The sequence below is a fragment of the Amycolatopsis granulosa genome (assembly GCF_011758745.1).
GTDB classification, from domain to species: Bacteria; Actinomycetota; Actinomycetes; order Mycobacteriales; family Pseudonocardiaceae; genus Amycolatopsis_E; species Amycolatopsis_E granulosa.
This window is the reverse complement of sequence record NZ_JAANOV010000001.1, coordinates 4,343,947-4,362,910: the sequence shown is the minus strand read 5'-3', so window position 1 is coordinate 4,362,910 and position 18,964 is coordinate 4,343,947. Positions and strand designations below refer to the sequence as shown.

17 protein-coding genes are annotated in these 18,964 nt (G+C 72.0%); 6 read left to right on the top strand and 11 right to left on the bottom strand.

Annotated features, from left to right (window positions below; all coding sequences use genetic code 11):
• Nucleotides 1-3: 3 nt before the first annotated feature.
• From FHX45_RS21420 to FHX45_RS21385, 8 genes are all read right to left on the bottom strand, one after another.
• Nucleotides 4-837 (bottom strand): SDR family oxidoreductase, encoded by an 834-nt coding sequence (locus FHX45_RS21420; protein WP_424923819.1) that lies wholly within the window; start codon nucleotides 835-837, stop codon nucleotides 4-6.
• A 49-nt stretch (nucleotides 838-886) separates the two neighbouring features.
• The gene (locus FHX45_RS21415) at nucleotides 887-1,729 is read right to left on the bottom strand and encodes a hypothetical protein (protein WP_167104907.1); all 843 of its coding nucleotides are present in this window, start codon (nucleotides 1,727-1,729) and stop codon (nucleotides 887-889) included.
• Nucleotides 1,726-2,211 (bottom strand): SigE family RNA polymerase sigma factor, encoded by a 486-nt coding sequence (locus tag FHX45_RS21410; protein WP_167104905.1) that lies wholly within the window; start codon nucleotides 2,209-2,211, stop codon nucleotides 1,726-1,728. The genes FHX45_RS21415 and FHX45_RS21410 overlap by 4 nt, the downstream gene beginning before the upstream one ends.
• Before the next feature lie 82 nt (nucleotides 2,212-2,293).
• Complete coding sequence (locus FHX45_RS21405) at nucleotides 2,294-3,448, bottom strand: acyl-CoA dehydrogenase family protein (RefSeq protein WP_167104903.1); 1,155 nt, start codon at nucleotides 3,446-3,448, stop codon at nucleotides 2,294-2,296.
• Nucleotides 3,445-5,406 (bottom strand): acetyl-CoA carboxylase biotin carboxylase subunit, encoded by a 1,962-nt coding sequence (locus tag FHX45_RS21400; protein WP_167104900.1) that lies wholly within the window; start codon nucleotides 5,404-5,406, stop codon nucleotides 3,445-3,447. The genes FHX45_RS21405 and FHX45_RS21400 overlap by 4 nt, the downstream gene beginning before the upstream one ends.
• A 5-nt stretch (nucleotides 5,407-5,411) precedes the next feature.
• On the bottom strand, nucleotides 5,412-7,025 hold the full coding sequence (locus FHX45_RS21395; protein ID WP_167104897.1) for a carboxyl transferase domain-containing protein: 1,614 nt from the start codon (nucleotides 7,023-7,025) through the stop codon (nucleotides 5,412-5,414).
• A gap of 115 nt (nucleotides 7,026-7,140) precedes the next feature.
• Nucleotides 7,141-7,929 carry a hypothetical protein gene (locus FHX45_RS21390; protein WP_167104894.1) on the bottom strand — a complete coding sequence of 263 codons (789 nt, stop codon included), beginning with the start codon at nucleotides 7,927-7,929 and terminating at the stop codon, nucleotides 7,141-7,143.
• 69 nt (nucleotides 7,930-7,998) lie between these two features.
• Nucleotides 7,999-8,790 carry a GDSL-type esterase/lipase family protein gene (locus FHX45_RS21385; protein ID WP_167104891.1) on the bottom strand — a complete coding sequence of 264 codons (792 nt, stop codon included), beginning with the start codon at nucleotides 8,788-8,790 and terminating at the stop codon, nucleotides 7,999-8,001.
• Nucleotides 8,791-8,941: 151 nt separating this feature from the next.
• Here FHX45_RS21385 and FHX45_RS21380 point away from each other — a divergent pair, with 151 nt between their 5' ends.
• Both FHX45_RS21380 and FHX45_RS21375 read left to right on the top strand, forming a co-directional pair.
• Nucleotides 8,942-9,532, top strand: coding sequence for an SACE_7040 family transcriptional regulator (locus tag FHX45_RS21380; protein WP_167104888.1), 591 nt, complete (start codon nucleotides 8,942-8,944; stop codon nucleotides 9,530-9,532).
• 115 nt (nucleotides 9,533-9,647) lie between these two features.
• Entirely contained in the window at nucleotides 9,648-10,058 is a 411-nt protein-coding gene (locus FHX45_RS21375; RefSeq protein WP_243870012.1) for a hypothetical protein, read from the top strand.
• Nucleotides 10,059-10,111: 53 nt separating this feature from the next.
• Here the strand turns inward: FHX45_RS21375 and metX are convergent, their stop codons facing one another.
• Together metX and FHX45_RS21365 are read right to left on the bottom strand one after the other, a co-directional pair.
• Nucleotides 10,112-11,233, bottom strand: coding sequence for a homoserine O-acetyltransferase MetX (gene metX / locus FHX45_RS21370; RefSeq protein WP_167104885.1), 1,122 nt, complete (start codon nucleotides 11,231-11,233; stop codon nucleotides 10,112-10,114).
• A 14-nt stretch (nucleotides 11,234-11,247) separates the two neighbouring features.
• Nucleotides 11,248-12,552: a bifunctional o-acetylhomoserine/o-acetylserine sulfhydrylase gene (locus tag FHX45_RS21365; RefSeq protein ID WP_167104882.1), complete on the bottom strand. Its 1,305-nt coding sequence runs from the start codon at nucleotides 12,550-12,552 to the stop codon at nucleotides 11,248-11,250.
• A gap of 170 nt (nucleotides 12,553-12,722) precedes the next feature.
• Here FHX45_RS21365 and rdmE point away from each other — a divergent pair, with 170 nt between their 5' ends.
• The 3 genes from rdmE to FHX45_RS21350 are packed head-to-tail and all read left to right on the top strand — an operon-like array spanning nucleotide 12,723 to nucleotide 16,574.
• The gene (gene rdmE, locus FHX45_RS21360) at nucleotides 12,723-14,309 is read left to right on the top strand and encodes an aklavinone 12-hydroxylase RdmE (RefSeq protein ID WP_167104879.1); all 1,587 of its coding nucleotides are present in this window, start codon (nucleotides 12,723-12,725) and stop codon (nucleotides 14,307-14,309) included.
• A gap of 16 nt (nucleotides 14,310-14,325) precedes the next feature.
• Complete coding sequence (locus tag FHX45_RS21355) at nucleotides 14,326-15,843, top strand: PucR family transcriptional regulator (RefSeq protein ID WP_167104876.1); 1,518 nt, start codon at nucleotides 14,326-14,328, stop codon at nucleotides 15,841-15,843.
• A gap of 8 nt (nucleotides 15,844-15,851) precedes the next feature.
• Nucleotides 15,852-16,574, top strand: coding sequence for an MOSC domain-containing protein (locus tag FHX45_RS21350; RefSeq protein ID WP_167104873.1), 723 nt, complete (start codon nucleotides 15,852-15,854; stop codon nucleotides 16,572-16,574).
• 43 nt (nucleotides 16,575-16,617) lie between these two features.
• Here the strand turns inward: FHX45_RS21350 and FHX45_RS21345 are convergent, their stop codons facing one another.
• Nucleotides 16,618-17,550, bottom strand: coding sequence for a zinc-binding dehydrogenase (locus tag FHX45_RS21345; protein WP_167104870.1), 933 nt, complete (start codon nucleotides 17,548-17,550; stop codon nucleotides 16,618-16,620).
• Nucleotides 17,551-17,706: 156 nt separating this feature from the next.
• Between FHX45_RS21345 and ald the strand changes: the two genes are divergently transcribed.
• Nucleotides 17,707-18,822 (top strand): alanine dehydrogenase, encoded by a 1,116-nt coding sequence (gene ald / locus FHX45_RS21340; protein ID WP_167104867.1) that lies wholly within the window; start codon nucleotides 17,707-17,709, stop codon nucleotides 18,820-18,822.
• The last annotated feature ends 142 nt before the right edge of the window (nucleotides 18,823-18,964 follow it).

Here is an 18,964-nt window from a genome sequence, read left to right as displayed (position 1 = left end):
ACTTCACGCCCGCCGCACCCTGGCCTCGTACTCCGCCCGCGCGCCCGCGTGGGCCTGCGTGAACACCTTGTCCGCGCCGATCGCGCGCATGAACCACTCGGCGGCCGCGCGCGGCACCAGCCGGCTGACCCGGCCGGTCAGGTCGAGCGACTTCGGGACGAACACGTCGAAGCGCGGCTTGCGCACCGTCGCCACGATCGCCGCGGCCACGTCTTCCGGCCGCAGCGACGGGAACAGCTTCGTCTCCGGCAGCCCGTCGGCGAGGTGGGTGCGGACGACCGCGGGCATCACGCACGAAATGTCCACTCCCGACCCGCGCAGCTCCTGTCGTACCGCTTCGGACAGACCGACCACCGCGTGCTTGGTCGCGCAGTAGGTCGCCGCGCCGGGGAACCCGGCCTTGCCCGCCATGGAGGCGACGTTGACGATGTGGCCCCGGCCGCGCGGCCGCATCCGCCGGACCGCCTCGCGGGTGCCGTGGATGACCGCGCCGAGGTTGACGTCGATCTGCCGGGTGGTGGCCGCGTCGTCCTCGTCCGCCAGCGGCGAGAGCAGCATGACACCGGCGTTGTTGATCAGGACGTCGATCGGGCCGAGGCGGCGCTCGACCTCGTCCAGGAACGCGGTGAAGCCCGCGTGGTCGGTGACGTCCAGCGGCAGGGCGATCGTGCCGCCGCCCAGTTCGCTCGCGGTCTTCTCGGCGAGGACCGGGTCCAGGTCACCGATCGCGACCCGCGCACCCAGCCGCACCAGGGCGGCGGCCGTGGTGGCGCCGATGCCCTGCGCGCCGCCGGTGATCACGATGACCTTGCCTTGCATCGTTGCCATGCCGAACATACTGCCGGGTAACTTACCTCTTGACCAGAGGTGTCACAGGTGGTGGCGGTCAGCAGTTCTGCGTGGCCAGCTCCAGGCGGAGGCTGAAGATCTTCTGCGACGGGTCCGTGGTGAAGATGTACACCGCGCGCGAGTTGCCCGGGACCGGTGCGGTGATCACGTAGCCGGTCTTCGTCGCGCTCGGGTAAGCCGCCATGACCTCATCGTCCGTCGAGCCCACCCCGATTCCCTCCGGCGTGGTCACCCCGGGCTTCGCCGAGATGCGCGCCACCCCGTAGCTGGGCGATATGTCGACCGGGCTGCTGCCACCGTTGCGCAACCAGTACCGGTGGCAGGGACTGCCCGACACGCCCTCCGACATGTCGAACTCGTCCGTCGCCACCGCCTGGGCCTCGCTCATCCCGAGCACCAGCCGGCCCCAGCCGCTCGGGCCGATCGTCGGGTCGGTGGAGGCCGGGCGCTGCTTCGATGCCGGCGCCGAGGACGAACTCGGCGGCGGTGTGCGGGAACCGCTGCCCGGGACCGTCGCGCTCGACGACATCGCCCCGCCGGACGCGGAGGGCGGCACCGCGTTGCCCGACGGTGGCGGGAGCACCGGCCCACCGGGCACCGGCTCCCCGGACACCGGGGCCGCGGTCGTCGGAACCGCCGGGACCGGCGGGTTCGTCGCGGGCAGGGTCTCCGTCCGGCCGGCGCCCACACCGGCCAGCGCGATGCCGATCGCGGTCAGCGCGACCATCGTCAGCGCCCCACCGGAGACGGCCGCCGCGGTCCGCCGGTGCCGCCGCCGCCGCCGGGCACCCGCGACCACCCGCTGCTCGGCATCCGGCCGCACCGCGACGTCCAGGCGCTCGTCCTGGAACAGCCGGTTCAGCTCGTCCTCGACGTTCACAACTCGGCCCCCACCAGGCTCCCCAACCTTCCGCGCAGGCTGGCCAGCGCCTTGCTGGCCTGACTCTTCACCGTCCCCCGGCTGATCCGCATCGCGTCCGCGATCTCGGCCTCGGACAACCCCTCGTAGTACCGCAGTACCAGAACTGTCCGCTGCCTCGGTGGCAGTGCGGCGAGAGCCTGCCACAACGGCTCGTTCTCGAGACGGTCGGGCTGCATGAACGGTGGCGGTTCCGGGATGTCGGCCACCAGGTTCTCCCGCCGCCTGCCGCGCCACCGGCTGATGTTCGTGTTCGCCATGGCCCGCTTCACGTACGGCAGCGGGCTCTCACCGCTGCGCAACGCGCCCCAGCGGGCGCCGATCTTCTCCAGGACGATCTGCACCAGGTCGGCCGCGTCGTGCGGGTTGCCGGTGAGCAGGTGCCCGTAGCGGAGCAGCCCGGGCAATGCCGCCCGCACGAACTCCGCGAAATCCTCGTCCACCGCGCCCCCTGCACAGACCGTCCCAGTTCGTCCCGGGGATACACGCGCAAGGGGCGCGGCAGGTTGCCTCAGTTCGCCCGGTTCAGCGAAGACCCAGCTCGCGGGCGATCAGCATGCGCTGCACCTCGCTGGTGCCCTCCCCCACCTCGAGGATCTTCGCGTCCCGGTAGAACCGGCCGACGGGGAACTCGTTCATGAAGCCGTAACCGCCGAAGATCTGCGTCGCGTCCCGCGCGTTGTCCATCGCCGCGTTCGAGGCGACCAGCTTGGCGATCGAGGCCTCCTTCTTGAACGGCTCACCGCGCAGCATCTTCGACGCGGCCGCGTAGTAGGCCAGCCGGGCGGTGTGGGCGCGGACCTCCATGTCGGCGATCTTGAACTGGATCGCCTGGTACTCGCCGATGCGGTGGCCGAACGCCTCCCGCTCCCCCGCGTAACGCAGGCACTCGTCGACACAACCCTGCGCGAGCCCCACGCTCAGCGCCGCGATCGCGACCCGGCCCTCGTCCAGGATGGACAGGAACTGGGCGTACCCGCGGCCGCGTTCGCCGAGCAGGTTCTCCGCGGGCACCCGGCAGTCGGTGAAGGACAGCTCGTGGGTGTCCGAGGCGTTCCAGCCGACCTTCGAGTACTTCGGCGCCACCGTGAACCCGGGCGTGCCGGACGGCACGATGATCGCCGAGATCTCCTTGCCACCACCGGGTTTCTCGCCGGTCACCGCGGTGACGGTGACCAGCTGGGTGATGTCGGTGCCGGAGTTGGTGATGAACGACTTGCTGCCGTTGATCACCCACTCGCCGCCGTCCAGCTTCGCGCTCGTGCGGGTCGCGCCGGCGTCGGAACCGCCACCGGGCTCGGTCAGGCCGAACGCGCCCAGCGCGTCACCGGCGCACAGCGCGGGCAGCCACTTCGCCTTCTGCTCGGCGGAGCCGAACCGGTAGAGCGGCATCGCGCCCAGCGACACGCCCGCCTCCAGGGTGATCGCCACCGACGAGTCGACCCGGGCCAGTTCCTCCAGCGCGAGGCACAGCGCGAAGTAGTCGCCGCCCATCCCGCCGTACTCCTCCGGGAACGGCAGTCCGAACAGGCCCATCCGCGCCATGCCGCGGACGATCTCGTACGGGAACTCCTCCCGCTCGTAGAAGCCGCCGATCACGGGGGCCACCTCGGACTGCGCGAAGTCCTGCACGGTCTTGCGCAGCGCCTCGTACTCTTCGCCGAGCCGGAAGTCGATCATTTCTGCTCCTTGACCACCGCGAGCGTCTCGTCGAGGGCCACCTGCTGGCCCACCTGGACGCGGAGTTCGTCGACCACGCCGTCGACCGGGGCGACCAGCGTGTGTTCCATCTTCATCGCCTCGACGACCAGCAGCGGCGCGCCCGCGCGCACCACGTCGCCCTGCGCGACCTTGACCACCAGGACCGTGCCCGGCATCGGGCTCGTCACCGGTCCCGCCTCGTTCGCCTCGCCGTGCGTGGCGAGCAGGTTGGGCCGTTCCCCGACGACGACGCCGTGCCCGTCCCGGCCGAGCCACACCCGGTCCCGCGGTGCGTCGGCGCGCAGGTACCGCCGGAACTCGCCGTCGTAGTGCACCTCGAGCCGGTTGCCCGTGCGCCGGGCGGACACCGGCACCGGCTCGCCACCGTCCACAGTGACCCGGGCGTCGTCCGGCGAGCCCTCGACCGTGACCAGCGCCTCGGTGTCCCCGGCACGCAACCGGAACCGGACCCCGCCCGGGCCGCCCAGCCGCCACCCGCTGGGCACTGCCCACGGATCGGAGGTGCCGGCCGGCACCAGACCGAGCAGCCGGTCCATCGCGGCCGCGACGAAGAACTCCGCGGGCACCGCCGAGCCGACCAGCTCGTCGAGCCGGCGCTCGACGAGCCCGGTGTCCAGGTTCCCGGCCCGCACGTCGGGGTCGCCCAGCAGCGCACGCAGGAAGGTCACGTTGGTCGGCACGCCCAGCACGGCCGTGCCCGCCAGGGCGCGGTCGAGCCGGTGCAGCGCGGCGGCCCGGTCCGGGCCCCACGCGATCACCTTGGCGAGCATCGGGTCGTAGTTCGACCCGACGACCGACCCCTCCGCGAGCGAGGAGTCCACGCGGACACCCTGGCCGCGCGGCTCGTCGAGCGCCAGCACGGTGCCGCCGGTCGGCACGAACCCGCGGGCCGGGTCCTCGGCGTAGACGCGGGCCTCGATGGCGTGACCGTCGAGCCGGATGTCGTCCTGGGTCAGCGTGAGCGGCTCGCCCGCGGCGACGCGCACCTGCCACTCGACCAGGTCCAGCCCGGTCACCAGCTCCGTCACCGGGTGCTCGACCTGCAGCCGCGTGTTCATCTCCATGAAGAAGAACTCGTCCGGCTTGCGCGCCGAGACGATGAACTCGACGGTGCCGGCGCCGACGTACCCGACCGAGCGGGCCGCTTCCACGGCGGCGGCGCCCATCCGCGCCCGGGTCCGCTCGTCGAGCAGCACCGACGGCGCCTCCTCGATGATTTTCTGGTGCCGGCGCTGCAGGCTGCACTCGCGCTCACCGAGGTGCAGGACCGTGCCGTGGGCGTCGGCGAGCACCTGGATCTCGATGTGCCGCGGCGTGGTGACGAACCGTTCCAGCAGCAGGCGGTCGTCGCCGAACGCGGCGCGGGCCTCGCGCTGCGCGGACTCGACCGCGGCGGCGAGTTCACCGGGCTCGTGTACCAGCCGCATGCCCTTGCCGCCACCGCCCGCGGACGGCTTGAGCAGCAACGGGTAGCCGACCTCGTCGGCCGCCTTCGCGAAGTCGTCCACATCGGACAGACCGGGCACGACGGGGACACCGGCCGCGGAGACCGTGGCCTTGGCGCGGATCTTGTCGCCCATGGCGTCGATCGCGCCCGGCGGCGGCCCGATGAACGTGAGCCCGGCCTTCTCGCACGCGGCGGCGAACTCGGCGTTCTCGGCGAGGAAGCCGTATCCGGGGTGGACGGCCTGCGCGCCGGAGTCCACGGCGGCCCGGACGATGTCCGGGATGGACAGGTAGCTGTGGGTGGCCTCAGCGGGTCCGATGCGGATCGCGGTGTCGGCCTCGTGCACGTGCCGCGCGTCCGCGTCGGCGTCGCTGTAGACCGCGACCGAGCGGATACCCAGGCGCCGCAGGGTGCTGATGACGCGAACCGCGATCTCGCCGCGGTTGGCGATGAGGACGGTGTCGAACATGCCCCTCACATCCGGAAGACGCCGTAGCTGACCGGTTCCAGCGGCGCGTTCGCCGCCACCGACAGCGCGAGGCCGAGCACCATGCGGGTGTCCGCCGGGTCGATCACGCCGTCGTCCCACAGCCGCGCCGTCGAGTAGTAGGGGCTGCCCTGCTCCTCGTACTGGCGGCGGATGGGTTCCTTGAACGCCTCCTCCTCGTCGGCGGGCCACTCGCCGCCACGGCTCTCGATCGAGTCGCGGCGGACGGTCGCCAGCACCGAGGCGGCCTGCTCACCGCCCATCACGGAGATGCGCGCGTTGGGCCACATCCACAGGAAGCGGGGCGAGTACGCCCGCCCGCACATCGAGTAGTTGCCGGCGCCGAACGAGCCGCCGATGATGACGGTGAACTTGGGCACCCGGGCGCAGGCGACCGCGGTGACCATCTTGGCGCCGTGCTTGGCGATGCCGCCGGCCTCGTAGGCCCTGCCGACCATGAAGCCGCTGATGTTCTGCAGGAAGACCAGCGGGATCGACCGCTGGTCGCACAGCTCGATGAAGTGCGCGCCCTTCATCGCGGACTCGGCGAACAGCACGCCGTTGTTGGCGATGATGCCGACCGGGTGGCCGTGGATGTGCGCGAAACCGGTGACGAGGGTGGCGCCGTACTCCTTCTTGAACTCCGCGAAGCGGCTGCCGTCGACGATCCGCGCGATGACCTCGCGCACGTCGTAGGGGGTGCGGGGGTCGGTGGGCACGACGCCGTAGAGCTGCTCCGGGTCGACGACGGGAGCCTCGACCTGGCGGGTTTCCCACGGGCGCGGGCTGCGCGGGCCGAGGGTGGCGACGATGTTGCGCACGATGGACAGGGCGTGCGCGTCGTCGGTGGCGAGGTGGTCGGTGACGCCGGACTGACGGGCGTGGACGTCGCCGCCGCCGAGTTCTTCGGCGGTGACCACCTCCCCGGTCGCGGCCTTCACCAGCGGCGGGCCGCCGAGGAAGATGGTGCCCTGGTTGCGGACGATGACCGCCTCGTCGCTCATCGCCGGCACGTACGCGCCACCGGCCGTGCACGAGCCCAGGACGGCCGCGATCTGCGGGATACCGCGCGCGGACATGGTCGCCTGGTTGTAGAAGATGCGGCCGAAGTGCTCGCGGTCGGGGAACACGTCGTCCTGCCTCGGCAGGAAGGCGCCACCGGAGTCGACCAGGTAGATGCACGGCAGGTTGTTGTGCAGGGCGACTTCCTGCGCTCGCAGGTGCTTCTTGACCGTCATCGGGTAGTACGTGCCACCCTTGACGGTCGCGTCGTTGGCGACGACGACGCACTCACGCCCGGAGACGCGGCCGATCCCGGTGATGATGCCCGCCGCGGGAGCCTCGTCGTCGTAGAGGCCGTTCGCGGCCAGCGGCGAGAGTTCGAGGAACGGCGAGCCCGGGTCGAGCAGGGCGTCGACGCGGTCGCGGGGCAGGAGCTTGCCGCGTTCCACATGCCGGGCACGCGCCTTCTCGGGGCCGCCGGTGCGGGCGGCGGCCAGACGCTTGCGCAGATCCTCGGTGAGCTCCGCGTGAGCGGTCGCGTTCCGGGCGTATTGCTCGCTTCGCGGGTCCGCGGAGGTGCCGAGCACCGGGAAGTCCATGACCCTCCTCATCCGACGCCGAACATGGTTAGCAGGCGTTAACGCACGGGTCGATGTTAACCACGGCTAACGTGCGCTGTCCAGCGCGGCGGCACTGCTTCTCGCGGCCGCCCGCTCACTTCCCCGGGCGGACGGGGAGCAGCGGCTTGCCGTCGACCTTGCGGACGATGACGTACGCGGCACCGGCCCACACGGTGAGATCGAGCAGCAGAGAACTGACGAAGTTGATGTCCAGCGTCGCCGTGAGTGTGCCGACACCGATGCCGATCAGCAGGCACACGACCGTGACGTTGACGATGAGCCGCCGGAACGCCCGCCTCTCGATCCGGTTCTTCTCCTGCCTTGTGTAGATCCGCCTGGGCGGGCCGTTGTTGATGCGTTCCCAGCAGAGTCCACTCGCATCGAGGAAGGCGAACCGCGTGGTCGCCTCGCCTCGGCCGGGGGGTGCACCCTCCGCCGGCTCGTCCCGGAAGATCAATCGGGGGGAGCTGGAGTGATCCTGTGGACCGATCACCGTGTCCAACGGGTATGCCCGCCCCTCGTCGCGCTGACGAGGCGCCGCGAAATCCCAATCCTGCAGCGTGGTGTCCCCGAAGTGCATCCGGACGTCCCGGAGGTAGACATCGGTGACCGGCAGCTGCCCGTGGTTGTGGACGACGACGGACAACTCGTCCCGGTCGCCGTCCTGGCCGATGCTGCGCGTGACGGTGCAGGTCACGGTGCGGGCCTGTGCCGCTTGCCGGTCCGCCAGTTCGCGTCGCCGCCGACGTCCATCCACCGCCGCGAGCGCCAGTGCGACGATCACCGCCGCCATGCTGCCCAGCGCGCCGGCCCACTGGCCCCAGGCGGCGAACGTGGCCGGGTCCGTGCTCCACGGGGGGAGCCAGCTCGTCTCCGCCTGCACACGATGATCGTCGCCGTGCCCGCGCCACGCGTTACCGAAGCGGCGCGGGCCGGCCGCCCGGCCGCGGGGTCACACCCGGAGCTCCCGCACCGCGGCCACCAGTGACGGGTAGTAGCCCCGCGCCTGGCCGGTCGCCGTCGGGTGGTAGGACTCGTCGACCGGGTAGGTCAGGCTGTGCAGCCAGGACGCGCCGGAACAGATCTCGTGCCCGGCGAAGGCCGGGCGCACGTCCGCGAAGGCGAAACCCGCCTCCGACGCCTCCTTCTGGATGACCGAGTCCAGCGCGTCCGCCCCGCTGTCGATGTAACCGCGCGACGTGTCGGACAACCCGACCGAGCACGAGCCGCCGATCTTGTAGAAGTGCGGGTACCCCAGCACGACCACCTTCGCCTCCGGGGCGCGCGACCGGATCTCCCGGTAGGTCTTGTCCAGCAGCCCCGGCAGGGTCCCGGTCACGAACGCCTTCGCGTTGTCGATCGCCGTCTTGCAGCCCGCGTCCCCGCCGAGGATGCAGTCCTGCATCACGCTCGCGAAGCCGGCGTCGTTGCCGCCGACGCTGATCGTCACCAGGTCGGTGCCGGCGGACAGTGCGCCGACCTGCTTGGACAGCACGTCGGAGGTCTTGGCACCGGAGCACGCCCGGAAGTCGAGCGCAGCCGACGTCTGCCTGGCGTAGAGCTCCGGGTAGGCGTTCGAGCTGCGTTTGCAACTGGAGGAGTCGAGGTAGCTCCCGGCACCCACCCCGGAGGAGTAGGAGTCACCGAGGGCGACGTAGTCGAGGGTGTCCGCACCGGCAACCCCCCAGTTCAGGCCGATCGCGGTGAGGGCCGCGACGGCGGCGACGGCAAGCGTTCTCAGCACAACGGTGACCACCTTCCGTGAGCGAAGCACTACTGAACGATTACCAGGTGCGGTGCCCGGAAGGGACCCCCGTTGGGAGGCATTCCGTCTACCAACAGGTGACAACGAGCCGACGTTAGCGCTCGCTAACCTGACTCGATAGGATGGTCACGTGTCGACGAGTCCCACCCCGCTGGTCACCGGTGAGAAGGCCACGCGCCGTGAGGAGATCCTGAGCGCGGCGGCCGAGCTGTTCGCCCGGCACGGCTTCCACGGCGTCGGCATCGACGACATCGGCGCGGCGGTCGGCATCTCCGGCCCGGCGCTGTACCGGCACTTCCGCAGCAAGGACGCGATGCTCGGGGAGATGCTGAACTCGATCAGCCACTACCTCCTCGACGGCGGCACCGCCCGCGTCGAGCAGACCTCCGACCCCGGGCAGGCGCTCACCGAGCTGGTCGAGTTCCACGTCGACTTCGCGCTCACCCACCCGTCGCTGATCACGGTCCAGGAGCGCAACCTCGCCAACCTCACCGATGCCGACCGCAAGCAGGTGCGCGCGCTGCAGCGGCGTTACGTCGAGGTGTGGGTGAAGGTGATCCGCGACGCCGTCCCCGGAGTGGGGGAACGCCAGGCTCGTTCGGCGGCACACGCCGTGTTCGGGCTGATCAACTCCACGCCGTACAACCGCCATCTCGACGACGAGGATCTGGCCGTCCTCCTGCGGCGCCTCGCGCTCGGCGCGCTGCAGGCCGCCGCGTGATCGGCACGTCACTCGTTTTTCCCACTACCTTGAACGGCTTTCCCCGGCTTTGATAGACCCCGTGACCTCCGACCGGCAGCAGCTGATCTCGCGAGCGCAGCGCGCCCTCGTCGCGATGCAGCTCGGCCGTGACGACGACGCGCTCGACGAGGTGGCCCCGTCGAGCCACGACGAGACGCGGGAGCTGATGCTGCTGCTGTTCGAGGAGTGCAGCACGATGGTGACCACCCTCGGTGATGGCGGCAGCGCGCCGGTGAAGGTGCAGGTGTTCGACGAGACGGGCGCGGAGGTCTCGATCGACCAGGCCGACCCGCCGGTGCGCACGGCGGTCCGCACCCTGCTGGCCGAGGTGCACGGCAACACCGAGGCCGCGGCCGAACAGGTGGAGATCGCACTGGCGAGCGCGAACCGCGCGGAGGTGAACAGCCTCACGCTGCAAGCGCTGCGCTGGACGGTCCGGCTGTCCACCGAATGCCTCGACCGGGACCTGCCGGTGACCGACTGGATCTCCGAGGCGCTGGCCTGAGACCGCCTCCGAACCAGACCGGAGCGCCGCTGGGGCACCGGTCCCGGCCGGGCTCAGTGCAGCAGCGCCTTCACCAGGTTCGCCACCTGCTCGGTCTCGATCAGGAACGAGTCGTGCCCGTAAGGTGAGTTGATCTCCGCCGCCTCGCCCGCGCCCGGGATCCCGGCGGCCAGCTCGTGTGCCTGCCGCATCGGGTAGAGGCGGTCGCTGTCCACCCCCGCGATCACGCTCCGCGCGGTCACCCGGGCCAGCGCGGCGCCCACACCGCCGCGGTCGCGGCCGACGTCGTGGGTGTTCATCGACCGGGTCAGCAGCACGTAGGAGCCCGCGTCGAAACGCCGCACCAGTTTGTCCGCGTGGTGATCGAGATAGGACTCCACGGCATACCGGCCGTCGCCGAGCGGGTCCTCGGCGCCTTGCGGCCGGCGGCCGAACCGCTGGTCGAGCTCCAGCCCGCTGCGGTACGTCACGTGGGCGATCCGCCGCGCCACCCCGAGCCCGCGATGCGGCCCCGCACCGGGCGGCGCGTCGTAGTAGTCACCGTCACGCCACCCGGGGTCGGCGGTGATCGCGTGCAGCTGGGGCGAGGCCCAGGCGACCTGGTCGGCCGAGGAGGCGGCCGGTGCGGCGAGCACGAGCAGCCCGGCGACCCGGCCGGGGAAGGTCGCCGCCCATTCCAGCGCCCGCATCCCGCCCATCGACCCGCCGAGCACCGCGGCCCAGCGGTCGATGCCCAGTTCGTCGGCCACCACGGCCTCCGCGCGCACCTGGTCGCGGATGGTGATCCGGGGGAACCGGCTCCCCCACGGCCGCCCGTCCGGACCGGGCGACGACGGCCCGGTCGATCCCTGGCAGCCGCCGAGCACGTTCGGCACCACCACGAACAGCTCGTCGGTGTCCAGCGCGCGGCCCGGCCCGATCAGGCCGTCCCACCAGCCCGCGGTGGGGTGACCCGGGCCGGCCGTGCCGGCGGCGTGGCTGTCGCCGGTGAGGGCGTGTTCGACCAGGACGGCGTTCGAGGCGTCGGAGTTGAGCCGCCCCCACGTCTCGTACGCGATCGAGTACTCCGGCAGGGTGCCGCCGGCGTCCAGCCGTAGCCGTCCGCCGGCGGACCACTGCCGCCGTCCAGGTGGATCTCCCGCGCGCCACGCACCGGTCGCCGGCGGAAGATCCACAGTGGACGGTTGTGTCACAGGGCCGCCTTGGCCGCCCGGAACCCGGCCTCGAGGTCGGCCTTGAGGTCCTCCAGGCCCTCCAGCCCGACCGCGAGCCGCACCAGGCCCGGGGTCACGCCGCTGGCCAGCTGCTCGTCGGGCGTGAGCTGGCTGTGGGTGGTGCTGGCGGGGTGGACGATGAGGCTGCGCACGTCGCCGATGTTCACGAGCTGGCTGTGCAGCTCGGTCCCGTCGACGAACCTCCGCCCGGCCTCGACGCCGCCACGCAGGTCGAACGACAGCACGGCGCCGGCGCCCTGCGGCAGGTACTTCCGGGCCAGCTCGTAGTGCGGGCTGGACGGCAGGCTCGCGTAGTAGACGCGCTCGACCTCGTCGCGCTGCTCCAGCCACTCGGCCAGCGCCCTGGCGTTGCCGACGTGGCGCTCGACCCGCAGCGACAGCGTCTCGATGCCCTGCAGGATCAGGAAGCTGTTCAGCGGCGCGATGGCCGCACCGGTGTCGCGCAGCAACTGGACGCGCGCCTTGGCGGCGAACGCGCCGGGGCCGAGAGCCTCCCAGTACTTGAGACCGTGGTAGCTCGGGTCCGGCTCGGTGAAGCCGGGGAAGCGCTCCGGATATGCGCCGAAGTCGAAGGTGCCGCCGTCCACCAGGACGCCGGCGATGGTGGTGCCGTGCCCGCCCAGGTACTTGGTCGCCGAGTGGACCACGACGTCGGCACCGTGCTCGATCGGGCGCAGCAGGTACGGCGTCGGGATCGTGTTGTCGACGATCAGCGGCAGCCCGGCCGCGTGCGCGACGTCCGCGACCGCGCGGATGTCGAGCACGTCGCTGCCCGGGTTGGCCAGGCTCTCCGCGAAGAAGGCCTTGGTGTTCGGGCGGATCGCGGCCCGCCACTGCTCCAGGTCGTTCTGGTCCTCGACGAAGGACACCTCGACACCGAGCTTGGGCAGCGTGTAGTTGAAGAGGTTGTAGGTGCCGCCGTAGAGCTTCGGGCTGGCCACGATGTGGTCGCCGGCGTTGGCGACGTTCAGGATCGCGGCGTTGGTCGCGGCGGTGCCGGACGCGAAGGCCAGCGCGGCCACGCCGCCCTCGAGCGCGGCGACGCGCTGCTCGAGCACGTCCTGCGTCGGGTTCATGATCCGCGTGTAGATGTTGCCGGGCTCGGCGAGGCTGAACAGGTCGGCGCCGTGCTGGCTGTCCCGGAACACGAAGGACGTGGTCTGGTAGATCGGCGTGGCCCGGGCGCCCGTGGCCGGATCAGGGCTCGCGCCGGCGTGGATCTGCTTCGTCTCGAAGGACCAGGCCTGCGACTGGGTCATCGTCGTTCTCCTCGGTGCGTGGCTGTCGGAGCAAGGGCGCCGGGACCGAAGTTAGCCAAACCGGACAGCCGCGCCCAACGGTTCCCAGCACATGGGAAGCCACCTTGCAAACTAAATCTCTCAGTCGCTAAGATACTCGGCAACAGGGATTTCCACAGCAAGGAGAGATCATGGAAAACGTCGACGTCCTGGTCGTGGGGGCCGGACTGGGTGGCCTGTCCGCGAGCATGTTCCTCGCCATCGAGGGCGTGCAGGTGCTGACGGTGGACCGGCATCCGGGCACCGCACTGCACCCGCGAGCCAGTGGCCAGACGCCGCGCACGATGGAGCTGTACCGGTTCGCCGGGATCGACCACGAGGTGCTCGGCGTCAGCAAGCGGGCTTCACAGGGCCTGAAGATCACGGTCGCGGCGAGCCTCGGCGGCCCGGTGTTCCACCGGCTCGTCGAGGACCTCGGCGAGATCGACCTGAGCGCGGCGACCGCGGCGCCGTGGGGCATGGCGGGCCAGGACGTGGTGGAGCCGATCCTGCTCGCGCGGGCTCGCACCGCCGGTGCGGACGTGCGGTTCTCCACCGAGATGGTGTCGTTCGAGCAGGACGCGGACGGGGTGACGGCGGTCCTGCGTTCGCGGGACAGCGGCAAGGAGACCACCGTGCGCGCGTCCTACCTGGTCGCCGCGGACGGCGGCCGCGGACGGATCCGCAACACCCTCGGCATCGGGACCACCGGGATCGGCGCGATCGCGCACTCGATCGGGGTCGTGTTCGACACCGACCTCGGGGACCGCCTGGACCGCGACGTCACCGACCTCTACTACCTGCAGAACGCGGAGTTCACCGGCGCGCTGACCAACACCGACACCCCCGGCCGCTACGTCTTCGCCGTCGACCTGCACCCCGAGCGCGGGGAAACCGCCGCGGACTTCCCGGAGGAGCGGCTGGTCCACCTGATCCGGCTCGCCACCGACCTGCCCGATCTGCAACCGAAGATCCAGTGGACGGGCGCCTGGGAGATGGCCGCGCGGGTCGCCGACCGGTTCTCCGCCGGGCGGGTGTTCCTGGTCGGCGACGCCGCCAAGGTCACCCCGCCCACCGGCGGCATGGGCGGCAACACCGCGGTCGGCGACGGGCACGACATCGCGTGGAAACTCGCCGCGGTGATCCGCGGCGACGCCGGTCCGGGCCTGCTGGACAGCTACGACGCCGAGCGCAGGCCGATCGCGGAGATGGTGGTCGGCACCTCGCTGCACAACGCCAAGGAGCGGATGTTCCCCGAGCTCGACCTGACCGGGGCACCGGAACCGGTCGACCAGATGGCCCTCACCCTCGGGTTCCGCTACCGGTCCGGCGCCGTGCTCACCGAAGACAGCGAGAACACCGAAGACACCGGCGACACCGACCGGCTGGAGAACCCGGTGGAACCGTCCGGGCGGCCCGGGTTCCGCGCACCGACCGTGCCCACCACGACCGGCTCCACCTGGGACTTCCTGGGCCACGGCTGGGTGCTGTTCGCCACCGGCGGATGGCGCGACGCGGTTGACGCGGTCCGCGCGGAGACCGGTCTCGACCTGGACTACCGGGAAGCCGGCCGCGATTTCGACGACCCGCGGGGCGTGTTCGGCGCGCGGTTCGGCCTGCGCGAGGGCGGCGCCAGCCTGGTGCGGCCGGACGGGATCGTGGCGTGGCGCTCGGCCGGCGGCACCGCGGACCCGGCCGCCACCTTGCGGGACGTCCTGGCCCGTGTCCTGAGCAGGTAGACCGTATCCTGCGGAAATGGTGTCCGTCCGCAGCGTCGTCGACCGGGTGGGGCCGACCCTGCTGCACGCCGTGCAGCTGCCGGATCCCTGCCCGGCCGTGGCGGACGTGGTGATCGCCGAGCCCGGGGCGCCCGCGCAACTCGCGGCGGGTGACCTGGTGCTCGGCGTCGCCACGACCGGCCCGGACGCGGCGGTCGAGCTGGTGCGCAACAGCGCCGCGGCCGGCGCGGCGGCGGTCCTGCTGAAACCGCCGGTCGCCCGCAAGCCGCCGGTCCGGCGGGCGGCGCGGACGGCGGGCATCGCGCTGATCGAGGTGCACGCGGCGACGGCGTGGGCGCAGCTGGTGTGGCTGCTGCGGACGGTGCTGGACGCGGCCGCCGAGGAACCCGAGTCGCTGGAGGGCGATCCCGGGTCGGGCGACCTGTTCCGGCTCGCGGACGCGGTCGCGGCGGTGGTGGACGCGCCGGTGACGATCGAGGACACGAACTCGCGGGTGCTGGCCTACTCGGCGCGGCAGGACATCACCGACCCGGCGCGGGTGTCGACGATCATGGGCCGGCGCATCCCGGACGACGTGCTCGCCAAGTTCCGCTCCCGCGGGGTGTTCCGGGAACTGTCCCGCGGGCGGCAGACGATCTTCGTGCCCGCGCAGCGGGACGGCACGCTGCCGCGGCTGATCGTGCCGATCCGGATGGGCGGCGAACTGCTCGGGTCGATGTGGGCGGTGGTGCGCGGGCCGGTGTCGGACGAACGGGCGGCGGCCTTCGCGGACACCGCGCCGGTCGTGGCGTTGCACCTGTTGCGGCGCCGCGCCCACGCGGACGCGCAGCGGCGGGCCTCGGCCGAGTTGCTGCGCGCGGTGCTGGAGGGGAAGGCCGGGCCGCGCGCGGCGGTCGCGGAGCTGGAGCTGACCGACGAGCCGCACCGCGTGGTGGTGATCGACACCCCCGGCGACGACGAGGGACTGCGGCTGGCGTTGCTGGAACGGATGTCGCAGGGCATCGGGCACCGTCCGATCGCGACGGAGCTGGGCGGGCTGCTGTACACGGTGGTGCCGGACGGGGCGAACTGGTCCGCCCTGGCCGACCCGGCGCGGGGCGCGCCCCGGGTGGCGGCCGGGAGCGCGGTGAAGCTGGGCGAGCTGCCCCGGTCCCGTGCGGAGGCCGAGGAGACGCTGAGCCTGCTGCGCGCCGGAGTGGTCGAGGCGTCGTCCGGCAGTTTCGACGGGTTGTGGACCGCGCTGGCGTTGCACCGCACGGCGACGGCCGCGGCCGCGGCGGGTGTCGTGGAACTCGGGCCGCTGGACACCTTGCGCGAGTACGACCGGGCCAACCGCACCGAGTACGTCGAGACGCTCTATGAATGGCTGCGCCACCCCGGCGACCCGCGCTCCGCCGCGCAGGCGTTGCGGATCCATCCCAACACGTTCCGGTACCGGATGCGCCGGGTGCTCGACCTCGTACCGCTCGACCTGGACGAGGCCGATGTCCGCCTGGCGCTGCTGGTACAACTGGTGACCGTGCGATGGTCGTAGGAGGGTTCGTGTTCGACGGGTCTGTTGCCGCGGTGCACCGCTGGCCGGTGAAGTCGTTGCGGGGCGAGGAGATCGAGGCCGCGCGTTTCGACGAACGGGGCGTGGCGGGCGACCGGGCGCACGCGCTCGTCGACGGCCGGGACCGGCGCCGCGGCAACCTGCTGACGGTGCGCCAGAACCCGGCGATGCTCACCTGGAGCGCGGAGTACGGGGCGGTGATCGACCCGCCGAAACCGCCGGTGCTGCACGCCCCGGACGGCCGGGCGTGGCACTGGGACGAGCCCGGGCTGGCGGACGCGCTGGCGGACTCGTTCGGGATGCCGGTGGAACTCCGCGCGGCCGACGGGCAGCAGGATCGCGGGCCGACGGTGCTGGTCACGTTCGCCGCGTCGCTGGCGGCGCTCGCGGCGGAACTCGGCAGGCCGGTCGAACTCGACCGGTTCCGGCCGAACCTGCACCTGACGCTCGACGCACCGCCGTTCGCCGAGGAGGACTGGACGGCCGGCACGGTGCTCCGGGCCGGTGACGTGACGCTCGAGGTGACCGGCGAACGCGCCGGGCCGTGCATCCGCTGCGCGGTGCCCAGCTGGGACCCGTCCGGCCGCGCGCGGTGGCCGGAGCTGCAATCCCACCTGATCCGGCGGCACGACAACAAGTTCGGCGTGATCATGCGCGTGACGCGTGCCGGGGTGATCGCCACCGGCGATGCCGCCCGGGCGGACACCGCCTGAGGAAGGTGGAACTCGCGGCCCGGCGCACGGGCGCGAGTCCGGATCAGACTTCGAGCAGCGTCTTGCCGATCGTCCCGCGGGACTCGATGGCGCGGTGGGCATCGGCGGCCCGCGCGAGCGGGAAACGTTGCCCGATCAGGGGTTTCACCCGTCCGGCGGCCGCCTCGGCCAGGACCGACTCGGTGGCGTCCCGCAGGTCCGCCGGGCTGCCCAGCGCACCGCGGTGCAACCGGACACCACGCGTGGACGCCTCCTCCTCGGACACCTCCGTCCACCCGCCGCTGGCCAGTCCGTAGCTGAAGTGCCGGCCACCACGCCGCACCAGGCCGAACGCGGCCGCTCCGATCGCGCCGCCGACGCCGTCGAACACGACGTCCACCGGGCCGGCCTCACCTGCCCAGTCCGGCCGGGTGTAGTCCACGGCCGTCTCCGCGCCGAGGTCGAGCGCCACCGCCGTCTTCCGGGCACCACCGGCCGCGGCGACCACCGTTGCCCCGGCGTTGCGCGCCAGTTGCACGAGAATGCTGCCCACCCCGCCGGCGGCGGCCAGCACCAGCACCCGCTCCCCCGCGGACACCCCGGCCGCGCGGATCAGTGCCATGGCGGTCCGGCCGTCGGCCAGCAGCGCGACCGCGTCGTCCAGTGCCAGGCCGTCCGGCACCCGGAACGGCGCGGTCGCGTCCACCACGGCGCGCTCCGCGTAACCGCCCGACCCGGTCAGGCTGGTCACCACCGCCGCACCGACCAGGTCGTCCGGGCCGGCCAGCACCACCCCGCCGACCCCGTTGCCCGGGATGACCGGCGGCTCCGCCCGGAACGGCCCGGGCAGGCCCGACCGGAACTGCGTCTCCACGAACGTGATGTTGGCGAACGTCACACCGATCAGCACCTGGCCGGGACCGGGCACCGGATCCGGTGCGTCCCCGGCCACCAGCACGTCGGGTCCGCCGAACTCGGTCAACCACACTGCTCTCATGGAGATCATCCTGCGATCTCCACCATGCTGGAGGTCAACACCTTGTCGCGCCGGAACCAGCCATGCGCCGAAGAATTGTCGGCGGAGCACGATGACACCACCATCCGGGTGGCTCACCGTGGGCACCACCACGTTCACCACCAGCAGGAGGAAGCAGTGCGCATCGCCGTCCCCCGCGAGGTCAAGAAGCACGAGTACCGGGTCGCCGTGACCCCCGCCGGGGTGCACGAGCTGACCACCCGAGGCCACGAGGTCGTCATCGAGGCCGGCGCCGGAACCGGGTCCGCGATCAGCGACGACGAGTACGTCGCCGCCGGGGCGAAGATCCTCGCCACCGCCGACGACGTGTGGGCCGAGGGCGAGCTGGTCCTCAAGGTCAAGGAACCGGTTGCCGAGGAGTACTCGCGGCTGCGGCGCGACCAGGTCCTGTTCACCTACCTCCACCTCGCGGCCGACCGCCCGCTGACGCAGGCTCTGCTGGACGCCGGCACCACCGCGATCGCGTACGAGACCGTGCAGCTGCCGACCGGAGCGTTGCCGCTGCTCGCGCCGATGTCCGAGGTCGCGGGGCGGCTCGCGCCGCAGGTCGGCGCGCACTCCCTGCTCAAGCCCAGCGGTGGCCGCGGCGTGCTGCCCGGCGGTGTGCCCGGCGTGCACCCGGCCCGCGTGGTGGTCATCGGTGGCGGCGTCGCCGGCCTGAACGCCGCGCGCATCGCGCTCGGCCTCGGCTCCGACGTCGAGATCCTGGACACCAATGTGGACCGGCTGCGGCAGATCGACCACGACTTCGGCGGCCGGATCCGCACCGTCACCTCCAACGCCTTCGCGGTGGAGCAGGCCGTGCTGGAGGCCGACCTGGTGATCGGCGCCGTGCTGGTGCCGGGCGCGCGAGCACCGAAGCTGGTGTCGAACGATCTGGTCGCACGCATGCAGCCGGGCAGCGTGCTGGTCGACATCGCGATCGACCAGGGCGGCTGCTTCGCCGATTCGCACCCGACGACGCACGACGACCCGACCTACACCGTGCACGAGTCGGTGTTCTACTGCGTGGCGAACATGCCCGGCGCGGTCCCGCGCACCAGCACCTACGCGCTGACCAACGTCACGCTCCCCTACGCGATCCAGCTGGCCGACCGCGGCTGGCAGGCGGCGCTGCGCGGCAACCAGCCGCTGTCGCTGGGCCTGAACGCCCACGCGGGCGCCCTGACCAACGCGGCCGTCGCGCAGGCCCACGACCTGGCGCACACACCGCTGGCCGAAGCCCTCGGCTGAGCGGAACGGGCGGTCCCGCGGGTCAGGGACCGCCCACCTCCCGGCGTGGTCCGTGAAGAATTTTTCCCGGGGAACTTGGCCCCCCGCGTAAGCGAAGTCCCGGGATACCACCTAAGCTGGTCAGTGGCGGCCCGCTCCCAGT

Excerpts from the sequence above, each read along its gene's own strand:
- FHX45_RS21420 (WP_424923819.1), bottom strand. The coding sequence starts at position 837 with ATGTTCGGCATGGCAACGATGCAAGGCAAGGTCATCGTGATCACCGGC.
- FHX45_RS21405 (WP_167104903.1), bottom strand. The coding sequence starts at position 3,448 with ATGATCGACTTCCGGCTCGGCGAAGAGTACGAGGCGCTGCGCAAGACC.
- FHX45_RS21400 (WP_167104900.1), bottom strand. The coding sequence starts at position 5,406 with ATGTTCGACACCGTCCTCATCGCCAACCGCGGCGAGATCGCGGTTCGC.
- FHX45_RS21395 (WP_167104897.1), bottom strand. The coding sequence starts at position 7,025 with ATGGACTTCCCGGTGCTCGGCACCTCCGCGGACCCGCGAAGCGAGCAA.
- FHX45_RS21375 (WP_243870012.1), top strand. The coding sequence starts at position 9,648 with ATGCAGCTCGGCCGTGACGACGACGCGCTCGACGAGGTGGCCCCGTCG.
- FHX45_RS21365 (WP_167104882.1), bottom strand. The coding sequence starts at position 12,552 with ATGACCCAGTCGCAGGCCTGGTCCTTCGAGACGAAGCAGATCCACGCC.
- rdmE (WP_167104879.1), top strand. The coding sequence starts at position 12,723 with ATGGAAAACGTCGACGTCCTGGTCGTGGGGGCCGGACTGGGTGGCCTG.
- FHX45_RS21355 (WP_167104876.1), top strand. The coding sequence starts at position 14,326 with ATGGTGTCCGTCCGCAGCGTCGTCGACCGGGTGGGGCCGACCCTGCTG.
- FHX45_RS21345 (WP_167104870.1), bottom strand. The coding sequence starts at position 17,550 with ATGAGAGCAGTGTGGTTGACCGAGTTCGGCGGACCCGACGTGCTGGTG.